Here is a 16,802-nt window from a genome sequence, read left to right on the forward strand (position 1 = left end):
GAGTAACGCCGAGAGCGGCCGCCGACACCGCGCTAGCTTCGGCCTGACAGTTGCTGGTCATAATGAAGCATGGCGCAGAAGACCGACGGCACCGAAGTTCCCCGAGCGAACGCCCTCCAACTCTGGGCCGATGCGGCCTACGAGAAGCTGGAGGAAGTCGCCGGTCACTACAACGACGTGATTGCCTACAAAGATCTGGCCCTTCATGTCCAAGCCGTCACTGGTGTCTCGACTACGCAGCTGATCATGAACTGGATCGGACCGGTACTCGAGCTCGTTGCTCGCCGCGCGACGGATGCAGAGGAGCCGCCCCTGACGTCGCTGTGCGTGCACGCTGACGGCACAATCGGTATTGGGTACGAACGTGCGCCGAAGTTTGCTCCGCCGGAATCGTTGAAGGATGTCGAAGCGCTCGCGGCTGCGCACAGGCTTCTTTGCTACCGGCGCTACGCGGCAGACCTGCCAGCCGACGGAGGCTCCCCAACGCTTACTCCGCAGGTTTCGATTCGACGAAGAGCAAGCGATGAGTTGGGCGCGAATGGTGAATGGCTGGATGCGCTGATCGAAAAGGGACACCTTTCTGTCAATGATCGGGTCACGTTCAGCACGCACGTGGAGGTCGCGGGGCTGTTCGGCAAGCAGTACAAGGGCCATCAAGCAGCGACAATTCGGCTCGATCCGACGACCGAGGTCTGGTTCCCGAAGCTGTACAAGAACGGCGACTGGGATAACTCGCTGTCTGACGATGGCGGGGTCATCACAATGCAGCACGTGCCGGGTGGCAACTATGGCTCGGTCATGCAAGCGGCGGAGGTCCGGAGGACGGTCGTCACCTTCGGGCACATCAAGCCAAAGAGCGGGCCGCGGTACTACGCCTTCCTCGGAGTCTTCGAGGGCGACCCGATAGCCTCCAGCCCCACCACGTGGATCCATCGACAGGTCGCTGACGCAATCGCCTTCGATGGAATCGGCGGCTTGCACTTCGAGCTTCGGGGCGCGCGGGTCCTGCACGATGATCAAGTCGCGGAATTCTCTGACGCCGACCCTGCATTGGTTATTGAGTACGAGGCGCGATTGACTTCGGGCCAGTACTTCGTCGACGACGAGGTGGGTGCGACTCGCGTGCGAGGGAGCGCGCAGCGGGTCTTTGCCAAGGCAGTAAAGGAGAGCTACGGCTGGGAGTGTGCAGTCACGGGCATCAAGACTCCAGCTTTCCTCGTCGCGTCGCACATCGTGCCGTGGAGTGTAGACAAGAACATTCGCATCGACCCCTCGAATGGGATCTGTCTGTCCACATTCGTCGATCGTGCCTTCGACGCTGGCTTCTTGGAGATCAGGTCGAACGGCCGCACCGCTGTCAGATGGGAACGGGTGCGCGACGACCCAATTCTCAAGACCGAACTCAGCAAGATTGACGATGTCGAGATCGCAAAGCCTCAGGCAAACCCGCCAGACCCGACGAAGCTAATTCGGCGTATCGAGCTGGGCTTCTAGGGAGCCCAGGGGCGGGATTCGGATCGGTTCGCGCAGTTCTCTGCTTCCTTCTCCACAAGTTCCATCGGATTCTTGCGCAAATTCTTCACGCTCAAGATGCCTCATGAACCGCATGATCTAGGGCGTTAGAGTGCTTCTCATGCAAATTCTGCCCAATCAAGGCCCAATTACTTACGACCTTGATCGCAAGTATGCGCTGCCGACCATCACATTCGGCTCTGACTTGGTGAAGTACGCGTTCGATCTTGAGCGGCTACGGGGTAACTTCGGGCTGGGCTCAACCCCGCCCGCGATCTTGAGCGAGTTGCATGACCTGTTTCAGCTCCTCATGGGCGTTGTCTCGGCGCGCATCGAAGGAAACCGCACGACGGTCCTTGAGGCATTGACGGAGAGCACCCGAGAGAGATTCGGCTCGCCGAGTCCCGCGGAGGGGTGGTTGGAGATTCGAAATCTCTTGCAGGCGATGGCGGAAATTGACCGGATGGATCCCGAGTTGCCGCTTTCTCATGTGTTCGTGCGACAACTTCATGAGCTCGCCGTCGCCGACCTCATTCGCGAGGGCGACCCAAACCCGGGCGCATATCGCACGGCGGACGTCGAGATTTCTCAAGCGCGGCACACGCCGCCCTCGCATGTCCTCGTGCGGCCAGAGATGTCTGACTGGCTGGAGTTCGCCAACCGCCCAGTTGAGATCGCCGAACAGATGGTGCACGTCGCCATGGCTCACCATCGCTTTTTGTGGATCCACCCTTTCAGTAACGGAAACGGCCGCGTCTCTCGCCTGTTGAGCTACGCCATGCTGCGGCGCCACGGTTTCCTGAGCCCGGCCGGGTACCGAACGGTCAACCCGACAGCGGTCTTTGGCAACGACCGCGAGGAGTACTACAGCTCGCTTGCACTGGCCGACGACTTGAGCAACGAGGGAACGGCGGCCTGGTGCACGTTTTTCGTCAGGGGCATCCACGAGGACATGGAGCGTCTCACGCGACTTCAAGACGTGAATTACCTCATGCGCGAACTGCTCGAGCCTGCGATCGATCGGATGGTGGCCTCGGGGGCGTCGAGCCAGGCTGAGGGGCGGGCCCTGCGCATCGCCCTGCGGCAGGAGGTGGTGAAGGCGGGCGACTTGCAGGAGGCCTTTCCAGGCGCGCCGTCTCAAAGGTCTGTTGCTATCCGCGCGATGCTCGACCAAGGAATTCTTCGCCACGCGACTCAGGGACCCCGCTTCTATCGGGCGGCAATCGCGACGGGCCCATTCAGCCCCTTCGTCGTGCGGGGCCTCGACAGGCTCGGGTTTCTACCTCGCATCCTCAAGGACGACCCCCAGCTGTGATCGGTCTCGTGCGCGGCCCGCTGCGATGCATAGGCACCAGCCTCACGCCGCCTGTCGCCCCAACCTGATTGACTATCAGCAGTGACGCAGCGGCCGGGCTGACGTCACACCGCACCACGCGCGCCCCGGCCCACACTGAGGAGTGCACGTGGCCGGCAAGACGACCAAGACCGCAGCAGCGAGTCTCGAAGACGCGCTCTGGGCCTCGGCCAATCAGCTCCGGTCGAGCATGGACGCCGCCGAGTACAAGCACGTCGTACTCGGCCTGATCTTCCTCAAGTACGTCTCCGACGTTTTCGAACGGCAACGCCTCAAGCTCGACGAGTTGTCCCGCGACGAGTCGAGCGACTACTTCACCCCGACCGACGCCGCCCGCGACGCGATGCTCGAGGACCGCGACGAATACACCGGCGACGGTGTCTTCTGGATGCCCGAAGGGCACCGCTGGGACGACCTCCGCAAGGCCGCGAAGCAGGCCGACATCGGCCGCCGCATCGACGACGCCATGGAGGCAATCGAGCGCGAGAACCCAACCCTCAAGGGCGTGCTGCCCAAGAACTACTCCCGCCGGGAGCTCACGCCGCAGACTCTCGGCGGCCTGATCGACTTGTTCTCCAACGAGAACCTGGCCGCCGAAGAGCACGAGAGCCTCGATGTGCTCGGTCGTGTGTTTGAGTACATGCTGAGCAAGTTCGCCAGCGCCGAAGGCAAGCTCGGCGGCGAGTTCTTTACTCCGCGCAGTGTCGTCAAGCTCATGGTTGACATGCTCGAGCCGTTCCGCGGCCGCGTGTACGACCCCGCGTGCGGCTCGGGCGGCATGTTCGTGCAGGCCGACCGGTTCGTGAAGGCTCATAACGGGCAGCGCAACGACATCAGCGTCTTCGGGCAAGAGCAGAACCCCACCACGTGGCGCCTGGCGAAGATGAACCTGGCACTGCGCGGCATCGAAGCGAACCTCGGCCCGCAGTGGGGTGACTCGTTCACCAACGATCAGCACCCTGATCTGCGGGCCGACTTCGTCATCGCGAACCCGCCGTTCAACATCAAGGGCTGGGGTGCCGATCGGTTGGCGGGGGATGCTCGCTGGAAGTACGGCATGCCTCCCGCGAACAACGCCAACTTCGCCTGGGTGCAACACATGCTGCACCACCTCGCCCCGACCGGCACGATGGCCACGGTGCTGGCGAACGGCTCGCTGTCGAGCCAGTCGGGCGGCGAGGGCGACATTCGCCGCGCGCTGGTCGAGGCCGACTTGGTGGAGTGCATCGTGTCGCTGCCGGGGCAGCTGTTCTTCACCACGCAGATTCCGGTGTGCCTGTGGTTCCTGACGAAAGACAAGAGCGGCAAGCAGGTCTCGACCGAGCGTTCGCAGCGCAGTCGCGCCGGCGAGGTGCTGTTCATTGACGCTCGGATGCTCGGCTCGATGGTCTCGCGCACGAACAAAGAGCTGACCGAGGCCGACATTGCTCGCATCGCCGACACGTATCACGCTTGGCGGGGCGAGCCGGGGGAGCAGCCGTACGAGGATGTTCCGGGCTTTTGCGCGAGCGTCACCCTCGACCAGATCGCGGAACACAGCCACGTGCTCACCCCCGGCCGCTACGTGGGCAGCGAAGAAGCCGAAGCGGATGACGAGCCGCTCGACGAGAAGATCGCGCGCCTCACGGCCGAGGTTCGTGCGGGGTTCGAGCAGCGGCAGCGGTTGCAGGAGCGCGTACTTCACGCACTAGGCAGTCTCGAATCGAGCGACACGTGAAAGTGACGCTTGCGGAGGTATGCGGCAAAGGCCAATACGGACTCGTGGCCTCTGCAACAGATCTGCCTGTGGGCCCGAAGTTTCTCCGGACTACCGACATGATCGACGGATCGATCAACTGGGATGCGGTCCCGTACTGCCAAGTTGACGAGCGCAAACAAGACCAGTGCCTACTGCGCGAGGGGGACCTCGTGATCAGCCGAACTGGCGCTAACGCGGGGGCCGCGGCGTACGTCGCAGATCCGCCCGAGGGTGCAGTATTCGCAGGCTATCTCGTTCGGTTTCGAGCGAACGACTCGCTTGCCGACGCTCGATTTCTCGGGTATGTCCTCCAGTCACGCGAGTGGGCGGACTATGTAACCAACACCCGGACAGGCAGCGCTCAGCCTCAGTTGAATGCCGTGCTCATGGGGAAGTTCGCGTTCGACTTGCCACCGCTCGACGAGCAGCGTCGTATCGCTGAGGTTCTGGGCGCGCTCGACGACCTCATCGACACTAACGAGCGACTGCGCGCCAGGTGTGAGTCCCTAGCTGCAGAGCAATTCATGTCTCGAGTCGTAGCGCCCGCCATGTCATCGACTGCCGGCGAAGATGACGGTTGGCTGCGACTTCACATTGGCGACATCGCTCGTGTAGTCGAAACCGGTCGTCGACCCGCTGGTGGCGTCAAGGGAATCGTTGACGGCGTTCCTTCCATCGGCGCTGAAAGTATTGGTGGAATCGGCAGGTTTGACTACTCCAAAACGAAGCATGTGCCCTTGGAGTTCGCCTCGAGCGTTTCCCGGGGTTGGGTAGAAAGCCGCGACGTCCTCGTCTACAAGGACGGCGGAAAGCCAGGCGAGTTCCGTCCCAAAGTCGGGATGCTTGGATCGGGATTCCCTTTCGATCGCTTCATGATCAATGAACATGTGTATCGGGTTCGCACTGATAATCGAGTATCGCAAGAGTTCCTCTATTTCTGGTTGGCATCACCTCCGATGATGGAAGCTTTGGCTAGCGCGGGCACCGGGGCAGCCGTGCCGGGTATCAACTCGACCGCGTTCCGTGGCTTGCCGATCGTTGTGCCGCCGGCCAACCTGAGGAACGAACTGCAGGGCGTTCTCGCGCCACTTGTCGATTCGTGTCTATCTCTAGCGGTGGAGGCGCAAGACCTGCGTCGTACTCGCGACGAGCTCCTCCCGCTGCTGGTGTCGGGTGCAGTAAGGGTGCGGCCGGAGGGGGTTGCGGCGTGAGCGGCATCCCGACCGAGGCTGCGTTCGAAGAGCTGGTGCTCGAGGAGCTGCGGTCTTCGGGGTGGGCGGTGCAGCACGGGCCGGAGATCGACCCGGAGTCGGAGCATCCGGAACGCAGTGATTATCGCGAGGTGGTGCTGGCCCCGCGATTGCGTGCGGCCGTCGCTCGGCTGAATCCGCAGCTCGATGCCGACGCGGTCGACGACGTCGTGAAAACGGTGGTGCGGCCCGAGTCGCAGGTGGTGATGAGCGAGAACTGGCGGGTGTACCAGCTGTTCACGCAGGGGGTTCCGGTCGAGACGCGCGACGCCGACGGCAGCCCGCGCACCGTGCGCGCTCGGCTCATCGATTGGGCGGATGCTGCCGCCAACGACCTCGTCGCGGTCAACCAGTTCAGCGTCGTGTCGGCGAGTGGCGCGAAGCGGCGTCCCGACGTGGTGCTGTTCGTCAACGGTCTGCCGCTGGTCCTGATCGAGCTGAAGCGGGCGGGCAACCAAGGGTCGAGCCTCAAGGGTGCGTTCAACCAGGTGAAGACCTATGTGAACGACATCCCTGACCTGTTCGCGTTCGTGCAGTTCGCCGTCATCAGTGATGGTGTGCAGGCGCGGGCGGGGGCGTTCACGGCGGCGTGGGAGCACTACGCGCCGTGGAAGACCATCGAGGGCGAGTTGGCGCCCGCGTTCAGGCCCGAGTACCAGGTGCTGGTTCAGGGCATGCTGGAGCCGGCGCGGTTGCTTGACCTGGTGTCGACGTTCACCGTGTTTCTCGCCGACGCCGGGTCGCTGGTGCGGTTCGGGGCGAAGTACCACCAGTTCTGGGCGGTCAACAAGGCCGTGTTCGCCACCGTCGAGGCCGTCGAGGGCGATGGCCGCGCGGGAGTCGTTTGGCACACGCAGGGCTCGGGCAAGAGCTACGAGATGCTCTGGTACGCGGGCAAGGTCATGCGGCACCCGGCAATGGAGAACCCCACCGTCGTCGTGCTGACCGACCGCAACGACCTCGACGACCAGCTGTTCGACGACACCTTCGCCGCTGCCCTGCCCGGAGCGCCTTTGCCCGAGAAGCCCGTGCAGGCGGGCTCGCGTGCCGAGCTGAAGACGCTGCTCGGTGGGCGGGCGTCGGGCGGCATCATCTTCTCGACCATCCAGAAGTTCGGCATCTCGCGCGAAGAGCGTGAGGCGGGCACGGCGTTCCCGCTGCTGTCAGACCGCTCGAACATCGTCGTGATCGTCGACGAGGCGCACCGCTCGAACTACGACTTCATCGACGGCTTCGCCCGCCATCTACGCGACGGCCTGCCCAACGCAACCTTCATCGGATTCACCGGCACGCCGATTGAGTCGAGCGATAAGTCGACGAAGAACGTGTTCGGCGACTACATCGACACCTACGACCTCACCCAGGCCGTCGAAGACGGCGCCACCGTGAAGGTCTTCTACGAGCCTCGCCTCGCCCGCGTCGAGCTGCCCACGGAAACAATGGGCGAGATCGACAGCGCCTTCCGGGATGCGACATCGATGTCGGAAGAAGACGCGCGGGAGCGCCTGAAGACAAAGTGGGCGAAAGTCGAAGCGATCGTCGGTTCCGACAAACGGATTGCGGAACTCGCCGCGGATCTGGTGCAGCACTGGGAGCAGCGCCGCGAAGCGCAAGTGGGTAAAGCGATGATCGTCACGATGTCGCGCCGCATCGCCGCCTCCCTCTACGACGCCATCGCGAAACTCCGCCCCGACTGGGCGACCGACGACGATGCAACCGGCCGCATCAAGGTCGTCATCACGGGATCTGCCGCCGATGAGCAGACCTTGCAGCCCCACATCCGGTCGAAAGAAGCACTTCGGGCGTTGAAGGCGCGCGCGAAGGACCCGGACGACGAGCTCGAGCTGGTGATCGTTCGGGACATGTGGCTGACCGGGTTCGATTCGCCGTCGATGCATACGATGTATGTCGACAAGCCGATGCGAGGCGCGAACCTCATGCAGGCCATCGCCCGCGTCAACCGCACCTTCCGCGACAAACCCGCCGGCCTCGTCGTCGACTACCTCGGCATCGCTGAAGACCTCAAGTCCGCCCTGTCCGAATACACGCAACGTGACCAGGAAAATCAAGATCTCGGCCAAGACGTCCGCGCTGAAGCCGTGCCGGGGATGCTGGCGACCCACCACGTGGTCGAGACGATCCTCCACGACTACAAGTGGCGCGAAGGCCTCGTGGCCGGCGGCCCGAAAGCGTTCATCGACACCCTCACCGGCACGATCGAATTCCTCCTCAAGGCGCACGTCGACGGCGACTGCACCAGCGAGGCGCCGTGCGTGAAGCACCGCTTCCTCACACAGTCCAGCAAGTTCGTCCGCCTCTACACAATCTGCGCCGGCACCCCCGAGGCCGAACGACTCAAAGGTGATGCCGCCTTCTTCGAAGCCGTCCGCGGCCAGATTTCGAAGATGGAAGGCGGCGACCGCCGCGACAACCCCGACGCCGAGCTCGACACGGCGATCAGGCAGATCGTGTCCGACGCGATGACAGGCGTCGGCGTCATCGACATCTATGCAGAAGCCGGCCTCTCAAAGCCTGACCTCTCGCTGATCGATGACGAGTTCATCGAACGGTTCAAAACGTCCGACCGCAAGAACTTGCAACTGGAGATGCTGCGTCGCCTGCTCAGCGAAGAGATCACCCGAATCAGGAAGCGCAACATCGTCGCCAGCAAACAGTTCAGCGAGATGCTCTCCGAGTCGCTGTTGCGGTATCAGAACCGCACGCTCGACTCAGCTCAGGTCATCGCCGCCCTTGCCGACCTTGCTCGGCAGATGACGGCCGAGGCAAACCGGGCTGAGAGCCTCGGCCTCACGAGTGACGAGCTCGCGTTCTACGACGCCATCCGCACCAACGACTCCGCAGTCATCCAACTCGGTGACGACACCCTCAAAGCCATCGCCCACGACCTCGTCGAAATCGTCCGCCGCGACGCCAAGACCGACTGGGCCGTGAAAGAGCAGGTGCGAGCCAAGCTTCGAGCGACGATCAAGCGCCTGCTGCGCAAGTACGGGTATCCGCCCGACCAAGCAGAGGGCGCGACCGTACTTGTCCTCAAACAGGCCGAAGTGATTGCGGCTGGGTGAGGAAGCGAACACTGTGAAAAACAGGCGAGCCTTGGCCTTCCCGGCGGGCGAGGAACCGGACTATTGGAATCCCAACCCTGAGGACCCTAATTTCCGTTTCGCGTTGGGTCGAGTGCTGACCCCGACCACCTCGCAGAACCCATTGGTGGTCCTGGCGATGAACCCCTCCTACGCCGACGTCTCTGAGTCAGACAGGACCGTGAACACGGTGATTGCCGCCAGTTCGCAGTTCGGGCATGACGGATGGATCATGCTCAATCTCTACCCCGAGCGCGCTACGAGGCCTCGCAAGCTGGCTGCGTTCGACGTGAAGCTCTGGGCCCAAAATTGGGCTGTGATCGACGACGTTCTGAACACATTCGGAGTTGACGAGGTACTCGGCGCATGGGGTGACCCGCCTAACGCAACGATTCGCGAAGCTCAGCGCCGCACTCTTTCAGCCCTTCGCGCGAGGGGAACGCGTGTGTACTACTTCGGCAAGCTGAACAAGAGCGGCGCGCCACCCCACCCGACCCCTCGTGGTCCACAGCTGCAGTTCAGCGGACCCAGGCTGTACCTGATCTGAATCTGGAGCGTGTAGCCCCCGAGGCGTTTAGGGGAACAAGTAATGCCTTCGGTGGGCTCGAAAGCCGCAGTTTTTGTATCCAGTACCAAGCGGATAAGTGACGACATTCGCATTGATGGGGCAGACTTCCGTAGCGAAGATCTTCGCCACGGGGCCACTGTTCGGAGGCTAAAGTCGTTTCATGAATAGTGGCTCACGAGGTGGCCTGTTTGGATGGCTTCGGCATAGTTCGCGCTCGAATCCCCTTCCCGCATCACCCACAGTTGCGAGCCCCGTGGGCACGAGCTACCCGCGCACGGCCGAGGAAGCGTGGGCCGAAGCAGATGCCTACTTGAAAGGGGCAGACCGGCCAGATGGGCTAGACGAGTCGGCCCTTAAAGCACTTTCTCCTGAAGCGCGGATGCGGGTGATCAGCGTGCTTGCGCAGGCAGCGGAACCGACGAAGCCCCACGAGCGAGTTTTGTTCGAAGTCCACCAACTGATGTTCGAAGGCAACGCTACTTTCGGGAAAGTGACGGCTGAGCTCGAGAGCATGTCGCCAGAGGGCCGACAGTACGCCCGTCATTTGCTTACCTCGCATCCTGAGTACCGGTTGAAGGGGCTCAGTTGGCCGGATAAGCCGCTGCAACTTAATGACTTCCACAGTCCCGCCGCGGGCAATCGCCCGTCTGGCTACCAGTCTGCGGTAGACACCATGATCGGAGTCACTGAACCAAGGCTCGCGAAGGCTATTGCGCTGATATACGACTCCAAGGTGGAGGCGGGGAGACATGACTGGGCGGCAGCGGAGAAAAAGATAACTGAGGCAATCGAGCTGTTGGACGAGCTGCCAAACAAGATCCCCGAGCCGATGCTTGCGGTGGCCTTGTTTCACAGAGAGGCATATTTGGGCCAGCAGGGTGATTCGTTCGGAGCGCGGAGTTCGATCGAGCGTTCGATTCGAATCTTCGCCCTGCTCTGCGAAGCTGATGATAGCTACGCGCCGGACCTCGCGGCAGCGTCACAAAGTTACTCATACTGCCTGGCGGAGCTGGGCGAGCTGGTCGGTGCGCGGGCAGCGATCAATGCCGCCATCGACGTGCTGTCGGATCACGTGGACAGGGCCAAATCCTCCAAAGTCGTCCCTCTCGCAAGTGCCTACGAGACGCGATGCGAGATTGAGATCCGTATCGGCGACTTGGCTGCCGCCCGTGATTCGAGACTCGCTGCCCTTCAGCAGCTCGCTCGCATCTCCCCTGAGGAACTGGCTCACAACCCGGCTCTTGTCGAGCACCTGGAGGCGACGCTAGAACGGAAGGCGTCCCGAATCGGCTAGCTGAGATAGCGGCAACTGGATATTGCCGCTATCGGGGCTGCTGCTGCGCCAAGGCACGCCGAAGGTTGCCGCGCACCGGCAATGTTGCGAGTGCGCCGAAACTTTTGGCGTGCGTCGCCTCCTGCCGGATGGGCGCTTCGCAACCGAGAGCAGGGAACGGGTGCTGAAGTCACCCTTCAGCCAGTCGGCCAACTTTGCTAGCATTGCTAGCAGGAGGTGTCATGGCCACTCTCACGATTCGTAACGTTCCCGAGCCGGTCCGCCGCGGCCTCAAGCAGCGCGCAGCCGCGCACAATCGATCGATGGAGGCTGAGGTGCGCGCGATCCTCGAGGAGGCAACCGTGGAGCGCCCCGATTTTGTTAGTCATTGGGTCGCCGCGACGGAAAGTCTGAGGGGAGAGTTCTCTGTGCCCGAGCGCAGTGCTCCACGGCCAGTTGAGTTGCCGTGATCGTTGTTGACACGAACGTCTTCTCTGAGACGCTGAAGTCGTCCCCCGACGAGAGAGTGATGCGCTGGTTGGCGCGTCATGCCGATGAGGTTGCCACGACAGCAATCACGGTGGCGGAACTCAGGTTCGGCGCTTTTCGCTTGCCTGAGGGCCAACGCAGGGCGGCGATTCTCGCTGCTGTTGACGCGCTGGTTGACGCAGCTGGCGAGCGGGTCTTGGCATTCGACGCGACGGCGGCACACCACTTCGCAGTGCTTCGAGCAAAGCGAGAGGCTAGCGGTCGGATCGTCAGTGTCGAAGACGCGATGATCGCCGCGATTTGCCGGGCAGGTTCTCACCGCCTAGCGACCCGAAACCTTAGGGACTTCGACGATGCGGGGGTCGATCTCGTCAACCCGTGGGAGGCATCTACCCCATGATCGTCCGCTCGCTGACGTCGGACGACGTGTCGCTCGCGCCGGCCTGGCTGCGTGAGCGCAGCATGCTACCCGACCGCTGGAGTGACGAGCACACCCGCACGCTCATCGCCGAAGACGGGGCGGGGGAGCCGATCGGTGCGGGGACAATGTGGACGTCTCGCGTGCATCCTGATCGGTACAGCGTCGACCTCATCGTCGCGCCCGCCCATCGTCGCGCGGGCATCGCAACTGCTTTGCTTGCGGCGCTCGCCGACCTGCAGCCTGCGCCCAAACCCCTCATCTGGGGGGCCGCCGAGACTGATCCCGCGCAGGAATTCGTGGCGGCCTTCGGGGGACGCACGATCCAGCGCGCCCCGCTCGACACGTTTCAGACCTCGCGCGCTGTGCGTTTGCGACCCCACGATGACGTTGCATCGGCGGCCGCGGTCTCGCGAGTTGCTCTCGAGCAGGCATGGGCCGACATGTACGAGTGGACCCACGCCGACTGGCACCCGATGGGACCGGATGCACGGGCTGCGTTGGTTGAGGATCTGTGGGACGAGATTGACCCCCACCTCTCGTCGGTCGCGGTCTCGGCGTCCGGAGCAATTGACGCTGTGCTGCTCGTCTACATCGATGGCGCACGGCCGGTGGTTGCGGGCGAGACGGTCGCGCGCAACACCGCGGCCGGCGCGACCCTGCTTGAGGGGTGCGTCCGCCGAACCTTCGAACAGTTGGCCGGGAGCGGGGTCGCCGAAACTCTGCTCGACGCCCACGAGACCGATCCCCACTTCGCGCCACTGTTCGATGCTCTGGGGCCAGTCACGCGGTGGCACCGCATCGTCGAGTTCCACCCCCGCCGATCTGCGTGATGGGACTCAGTCGACGGGCGAGGTGCGCATGGCGCTACTCCGACGCACGTCGAACGTTGCGGCGCACCGGCAATGTTGCGCGTGCGCCGCAACGTTTGGCGTGTGTTGAGCAAACGACGCTGACGCTGCGGCCCATTGTTGGTGCCGCGCCCGTGCGCCGCGACCAACTCGCTCGTGCGCCGCGACCAACTCGCGAAATCGTGCGCCCACGAACGATCTGCGCAACAATGACCCCAGCGGTTCGACGGCGTCCGCACAACGGGGCCGCGCGCACCGCTGAGCCCGTCCGGGCCCTGCGCGCCCCACCCGTGGCGCAGCATCCCGGCTAGCCCCAGGAGCCGCCGTGAGCATCCCGATCGCCCTCGCCACCCCGCTCGCCGAGCGCACCTACATCTCCGTGCTCGACCTGTTCCGCGTCGGCATCGGACCCTCCAGCTCGCACACGGTCGGCCCGCTGCGCGCCGCCCGCGCCTTCGTCGACGCGCTGGCCGCCGACACGCAACTCGACGCCGTCGCTCTTCCTAAACGGCGACGCCGTCATCCGACTCGTCGGCGGCGTTCTGGCCGAGCAGACGGATGAGTGGGCCGAGGGACGCCGCTACCTCGGGCTAGAGGTCCTGGCCCGCTCTCGCATGCGCGTGGTGCCGAACTCCGAAAGCGAGGTGGGCGCCGATACCTTCATCTCGCTCAGCGCGGAAAACGAAGGATCAGCCGTTACACCACTTTCAGGGACTTCACCTCGCTTCGCCACAGCGTTGCTCCGGCGTCACCGTTGCTGGTCACGAGTCGAGAGTGAGCGCCGCGAGCACAACGCCCCTCCAGCATGACGAGAAGCGGCGCACAGCAGTCGCTGGCAAAGGACACCACGCTATCTGTTGCACGAGTTCAATTGGGAGCTGCGACGTGGCGCCTGATGAGCGCGACGAGTGCCTCGGCATCGACGTCAAGGTTTGTTCGCGTGACGGCGCTCACTGAAATTCCTCACTTCTGCTCATCGAAATTCCCCACCCTGGGTCGCTCCGCCACATGAGGCGGGCCTCCCTCGATGCTGGTGGTCTCTAACCACACACCAGCTTCCGGGGGAGGCCCTCTTCTCATGCTTTCAGAGAGGAGCAGCGTGGACATCCACGCTCTGAAACGGCAGGGGATGACGATCAGTGAGATCGCCCGCCGCACTAACCATGACCGCAAGACGATCCGTTCCTACCTGAACGGAGACCGCGCCCCGGGAGTCCGTCAGCGCGCGGCCCCAGACGAGTTCGACGGGTTCGTGGACTACGTCACCGCGAGGCTGACCGAGGACCCGCACCTCTGGGCCGCGACGCTGCTCGACGAGCTACGACCACTCGGCTTCGAGGGTTCGTATCCGACGTTGACGCGGCAGATCCGCGCCCGTGGCCTGCGTCCCGCGTGCACGGCCTGCGCGCATGTCACGAAGCGTCCGAACGCGGTCATCGAGCACCCGCCCGGGGAGGAGACCCAGTTCGACTGGCTCGAGCTACCCGACCCGCCCGCGCACTGGGGGTTCCCGACCAAGCGCGCGTACCTCCTCGTCGGATCTCTGGCGCACTCAGGGGTCTGGCGAGGCGTGATCTCCCCGTCGATGGATATCCCGCACCTGCTTGCCGCGATGACGACCCTGCTCGCCCTGCTGGGCGGGCTGACCCGGGTCTGGCGGTTCGATCGGATGGCGACCGTGCTGCACCCTGTCACTGGAGACCTCACCCCGATGTTCGCGGGGTTCGCGAAGCACCACGGCGTCCAGCCGGTGGTCTGCCGGCCGCGGTCGGGGAATCGGAAGGGCGTGGTCGAGAAGAACAACCACACCGCCGCGCAACGGTGGTGGCGGAACCTCCCCGACGAGCTCACCCTCGAACAAGCACAGGCGTCCGTCGAGACGTTCGCCGCCGGGCAGGACGCCCGCAAGCGGGAGGGCGAGCACGGAACCACGACAGCAGCCGCCATGTTCGCCGACGAGCGGCTGCGGCCGTTGCCGCCGGTGGTGTTCCCTGTGATCGTGACCGAGGAGCGGACTGCGACCCGGCAGGCGCTGATCGACTGGCGCGGGAACCGCTACTCCGTCCCGCCCGAGCTCGCCGCCGCGAAAGTCGTCGTCCAGCAGCGGCTCGGCGCCGCGACCATCGACATCGCCACCGTCTCCGGGACGGTCGTCGCCCGACACGCCGTCGCGCAGCCCGGGCTCGGGGTCACGATCCGCGACGGCGGGCACGTCACCGCGCTCGAAGCGATCGCTCTCGCGTCAGCGCCACCGGGGCGCCCGCACCGCCGCAAGGAACGCATCCCACCCGGCGCGGCCGCGCTGCGGGCGGCGCAGGTGCTGACCGGCACCGCCGCACCCACCACGACCGTGATCAGCCTGGCCGCTTACGAGCAGGCCGCGAAGAACAGGAACACCCTCCGATGACCACCACCACGACCACCTCGAAGACCGCAGCGTCCGTCTATCAGCAGCTCCGCAACCATCTCACCGACCTGAAACTCGCCGACGCCGCCGACGCCCTCCCGAAGGTCCTCGACCAGGCGCAGGCCGAGGGTTGGACCCTCACCCACGCCCTGGAACAGCTCCTGCAGATCGAGGTCACCGCGACCGACGCCCGCCGCCTCGCCGGCAGGTTCCGGTTCGCGAACCTCCCCACCGGCACCACCCTCGACGACTTCGACCTAGATTCCGCCAGCGGCATCGACCGCTCGCTGCTGGCCGAACTGGCCACCTGCCGGTTCCTCGACACCGCGACCAACGTGCTGCTGATCGGCCCACCCGGAGTCGGGAAGACACACATCGCAACCGGACTCGGGCATGCCGCGGTGAACGCCGGCTACCGGGTCTACTTCACCTCCGCCGCCGACCTCGCCGCCCGCTGCCACCGCGCCGCGATCGAAGGGAAATGGGCGACGATGATGCGGTTCTTCACCGGCCCCACCCTGCTCATCATCGACGAGCTCGGCTACCTCCCCCTGCCCGGCGAAGCCGCGTCCGCACTGTTCCAGGTCATCAACCAGCGCTACCTGAAGACCTCGATCGTGATCACCACGAACCGGCCCGTCGGCGCCTGGGGCGAGATCCTCGGCGACACCACCGTCGCCGCCGCCATGCTCGACCGGCTGCTACACCGCTCCGTCGTCGTCACCCTCGACGGCGCCTCCTACCGGCTCCGCAACCACCACGCCGCAGCCGACGAACTCCGCCGCGCCACCACCGGCACAAACCTGCGCTAACCTACCCACGCGACCTGGGGAATATCGACGAGCAACTCTGGGGAAATTCGCTGAGCGCCGTCACGCGTCGACCGGGCGCTCAGCGATTTGGCGACGCCGACCAGAGCCCGCTGGGTGTCGAGGCGAGCGCCTCTCTGAGCTTGATCGAGCTTCCAGCCCCCGATCATGGCTGGCGGATGGCTCTGGACGATCCACAAGAGGTTGTGCAGGTCGATAAGGTCTCGATCGGCCCGCCGGCTATCGTACGAGCCTGTCTTGATGACGATCGCGAACTCGACCGTTGGCACTCGTGCCGAGAACTTCAGCACCTGCCCGTCAGTGAGGGTGACTGACGTCTGAAGCGTAATCGGGTCAGCTGCCAGCGCCACATTTAAACCTGGCGCCGCGTCGAACCCGCGCCCTCCCAATTGCTCGGTCCCAAAACGTCCCGTTCGACTTGGAACGAGGAGGTCGATTTGGCGCTCGCCTTTGGTGTAGCTGTTGCCGTCTTGCGCTTCGTAGCCGGCTCTTGTGAGTAGATGGTGCGCATCGCCGGAGATGGCGAGCGCCGTTTCGATCGCGGCGTCGGCGGTGCGCCGGGGGACTGCTTGCCTGACGGGGAAAGCTGTGAGCAAGAGATTCACCATTTGGCCACCGACCACGCGAACGTTATGCGAGGACGTGATCTCGCAGATGTCCGCTAGTGCGCGGTAGGCCAGGTCGTCAGCGGCGCTCGTCGATACGGTTATCGCATCGACCTCAATCACCGCGGTGCCATTCGTCAACGGTGTGGCGGATGAGTCGTTGAACGGCTTGATCGGAGTCGGAGCCGCCACTTTGTCGAACGTCGTGGGCACAAAGGACTGGGTCGACGATGAGGTTGTCGTGGTTTCGCCTTCTGCCATAGGCAGCTGCGACAGGCCAGATCGTCGGGTCGGCCGGCACCGTGACCGCGAGAGTCGCCTTGTTGGAAGTCGATTCGGCGAAGCCGTCGGAGGCGAGTCGTAGTCCGGTTCGTGCATAGACAACGGCCATTCGTGGTGTGCGCCA

General features: G+C 64.1%; 13 protein-coding genes and 1 pseudogene. 13 read left to right on the plus strand and 1 reads right to left on the minus strand.

Going from position 1 to position 16,802, the window contains the following annotated elements:
• The first annotated feature begins 69 nt into the window (after positions 1-69).
• From CPY97_RS13575 to istB, 13 genes and pseudogenes are all read left to right on the plus strand, one after another.
• Complete coding sequence (locus CPY97_RS13575) at positions 70-1,494, plus strand: HNH endonuclease (RefSeq protein WP_197702249.1); 1,425 nt, start codon at positions 70-72, stop codon at positions 1,492-1,494.
• Between the two features lie 139 nt (positions 1,495-1,633).
• Positions 1,634-2,827: a Fic family protein gene (locus CPY97_RS03860; protein WP_096420872.1), complete on the plus strand. Its 1,194-nt coding sequence runs from the start codon at positions 1,634-1,636 to the stop codon at positions 2,825-2,827.
• A gap of 148 nt (positions 2,828-2,975) precedes the next feature.
• Positions 2,976-4,583: a type I restriction-modification system subunit M gene (locus CPY97_RS03865; RefSeq protein ID WP_331716221.1), complete on the plus strand. Its 1,608-nt coding sequence runs from the start codon at positions 2,976-2,978 to the stop codon at positions 4,581-4,583.
• A 98-nt stretch (positions 4,584-4,681) separates the two neighbouring features.
• Positions 4,682-5,815, plus strand: a complete 1,134-nt coding sequence (locus tag CPY97_RS03870) for a restriction endonuclease subunit S (RefSeq protein ID WP_150129179.1) — start codon at positions 4,682-4,684, stop codon at positions 5,813-5,815.
• Positions 5,812-8,937, plus strand: a complete 3,126-nt coding sequence (locus CPY97_RS03875) for a type I restriction endonuclease subunit R (RefSeq protein WP_231924028.1) — start codon at positions 5,812-5,814, stop codon at positions 8,935-8,937. Before CPY97_RS03870 ends, CPY97_RS03875 begins: the two co-directional genes overlap by 4 nt.
• A 31-nt stretch (positions 8,938-8,968) precedes the next feature.
• Positions 8,969-9,502 carry a DUF1643 domain-containing protein gene (locus CPY97_RS03880; RefSeq protein ID WP_161494061.1) on the plus strand — a complete coding sequence of 178 codons (534 nt, stop codon included), beginning with the start codon at positions 8,969-8,971 and terminating at the stop codon, positions 9,500-9,502.
• 274 nt (positions 9,503-9,776) lie between these two features.
• Positions 9,777-10,817, plus strand: a complete 1,041-nt coding sequence (locus CPY97_RS03885; RefSeq protein ID WP_150129180.1) for a hypothetical protein — start codon at positions 9,777-9,779, stop codon at positions 10,815-10,817.
• A gap of 221 nt (positions 10,818-11,038) precedes the next feature.
• Positions 11,039-11,266 carry a FitA-like ribbon-helix-helix domain-containing protein gene (locus tag CPY97_RS13235; protein ID WP_150129181.1) on the plus strand — a complete coding sequence of 76 codons (228 nt, stop codon included), beginning with the start codon at positions 11,039-11,041 and terminating at the stop codon, positions 11,264-11,266.
• A complete protein-coding gene (locus CPY97_RS03895) occupies positions 11,263-11,685 on the plus strand; it encodes a type II toxin-antitoxin system VapC family toxin (protein WP_096420877.1) in 423 nt (140 codons plus the stop codon). The genes CPY97_RS13235 and CPY97_RS03895 overlap by 4 nt, the downstream gene beginning before the upstream one ends.
• Complete coding sequence (locus tag CPY97_RS03900) at positions 11,664-12,536, plus strand: GNAT family N-acetyltransferase (RefSeq protein ID WP_150129182.1); 873 nt, start codon at positions 11,664-11,666, stop codon at positions 12,534-12,536. The genes CPY97_RS03895 and CPY97_RS03900 overlap by 22 nt, the downstream gene beginning before the upstream one ends.
• 391 nt (positions 12,537-12,927) lie before the next feature.
• Positions 12,928-13,047: pseudogene (locus tag CPY97_RS03905) on the plus strand (serine dehydratase beta chain); the annotation flags it as partial.
• Between the two features lie 585 nt (positions 13,048-13,632).
• Positions 13,633-14,961: an IS21 family transposase gene (gene istA, locus CPY97_RS03915; RefSeq protein ID WP_096420762.1), complete on the plus strand. Its 1,329-nt coding sequence runs from the start codon at positions 13,633-13,635 to the stop codon at positions 14,959-14,961.
• Entirely contained in the window at positions 14,958-15,773 is an 816-nt protein-coding gene (istB, locus tag CPY97_RS03920) for an IS21-like element helper ATPase IstB (RefSeq protein WP_096420763.1), read from the plus strand. Before istA ends, istB begins: the two co-directional genes overlap by 4 nt.
• Here istB and CPY97_RS03925 read toward each other — a convergent pair.
• Positions 15,770-16,657: a hypothetical protein gene (locus CPY97_RS03925; protein WP_161494062.1), complete on the minus strand. Its 888-nt coding sequence runs from the start codon at positions 16,655-16,657 to the stop codon at positions 15,770-15,772. The two genes, istB and CPY97_RS03925, sit on opposite strands and share 4 nt — an antisense overlap.
• Positions 16,658-16,802: the final 145 nt, after the last annotated feature.

Source organism: Microcella alkaliphila (genome assembly GCF_002355395.1).
Classification (GTDB): Bacteria; Actinomycetota; Actinomycetes; order Actinomycetales; family Microbacteriaceae; genus Microcella; species Microcella alkaliphila_A.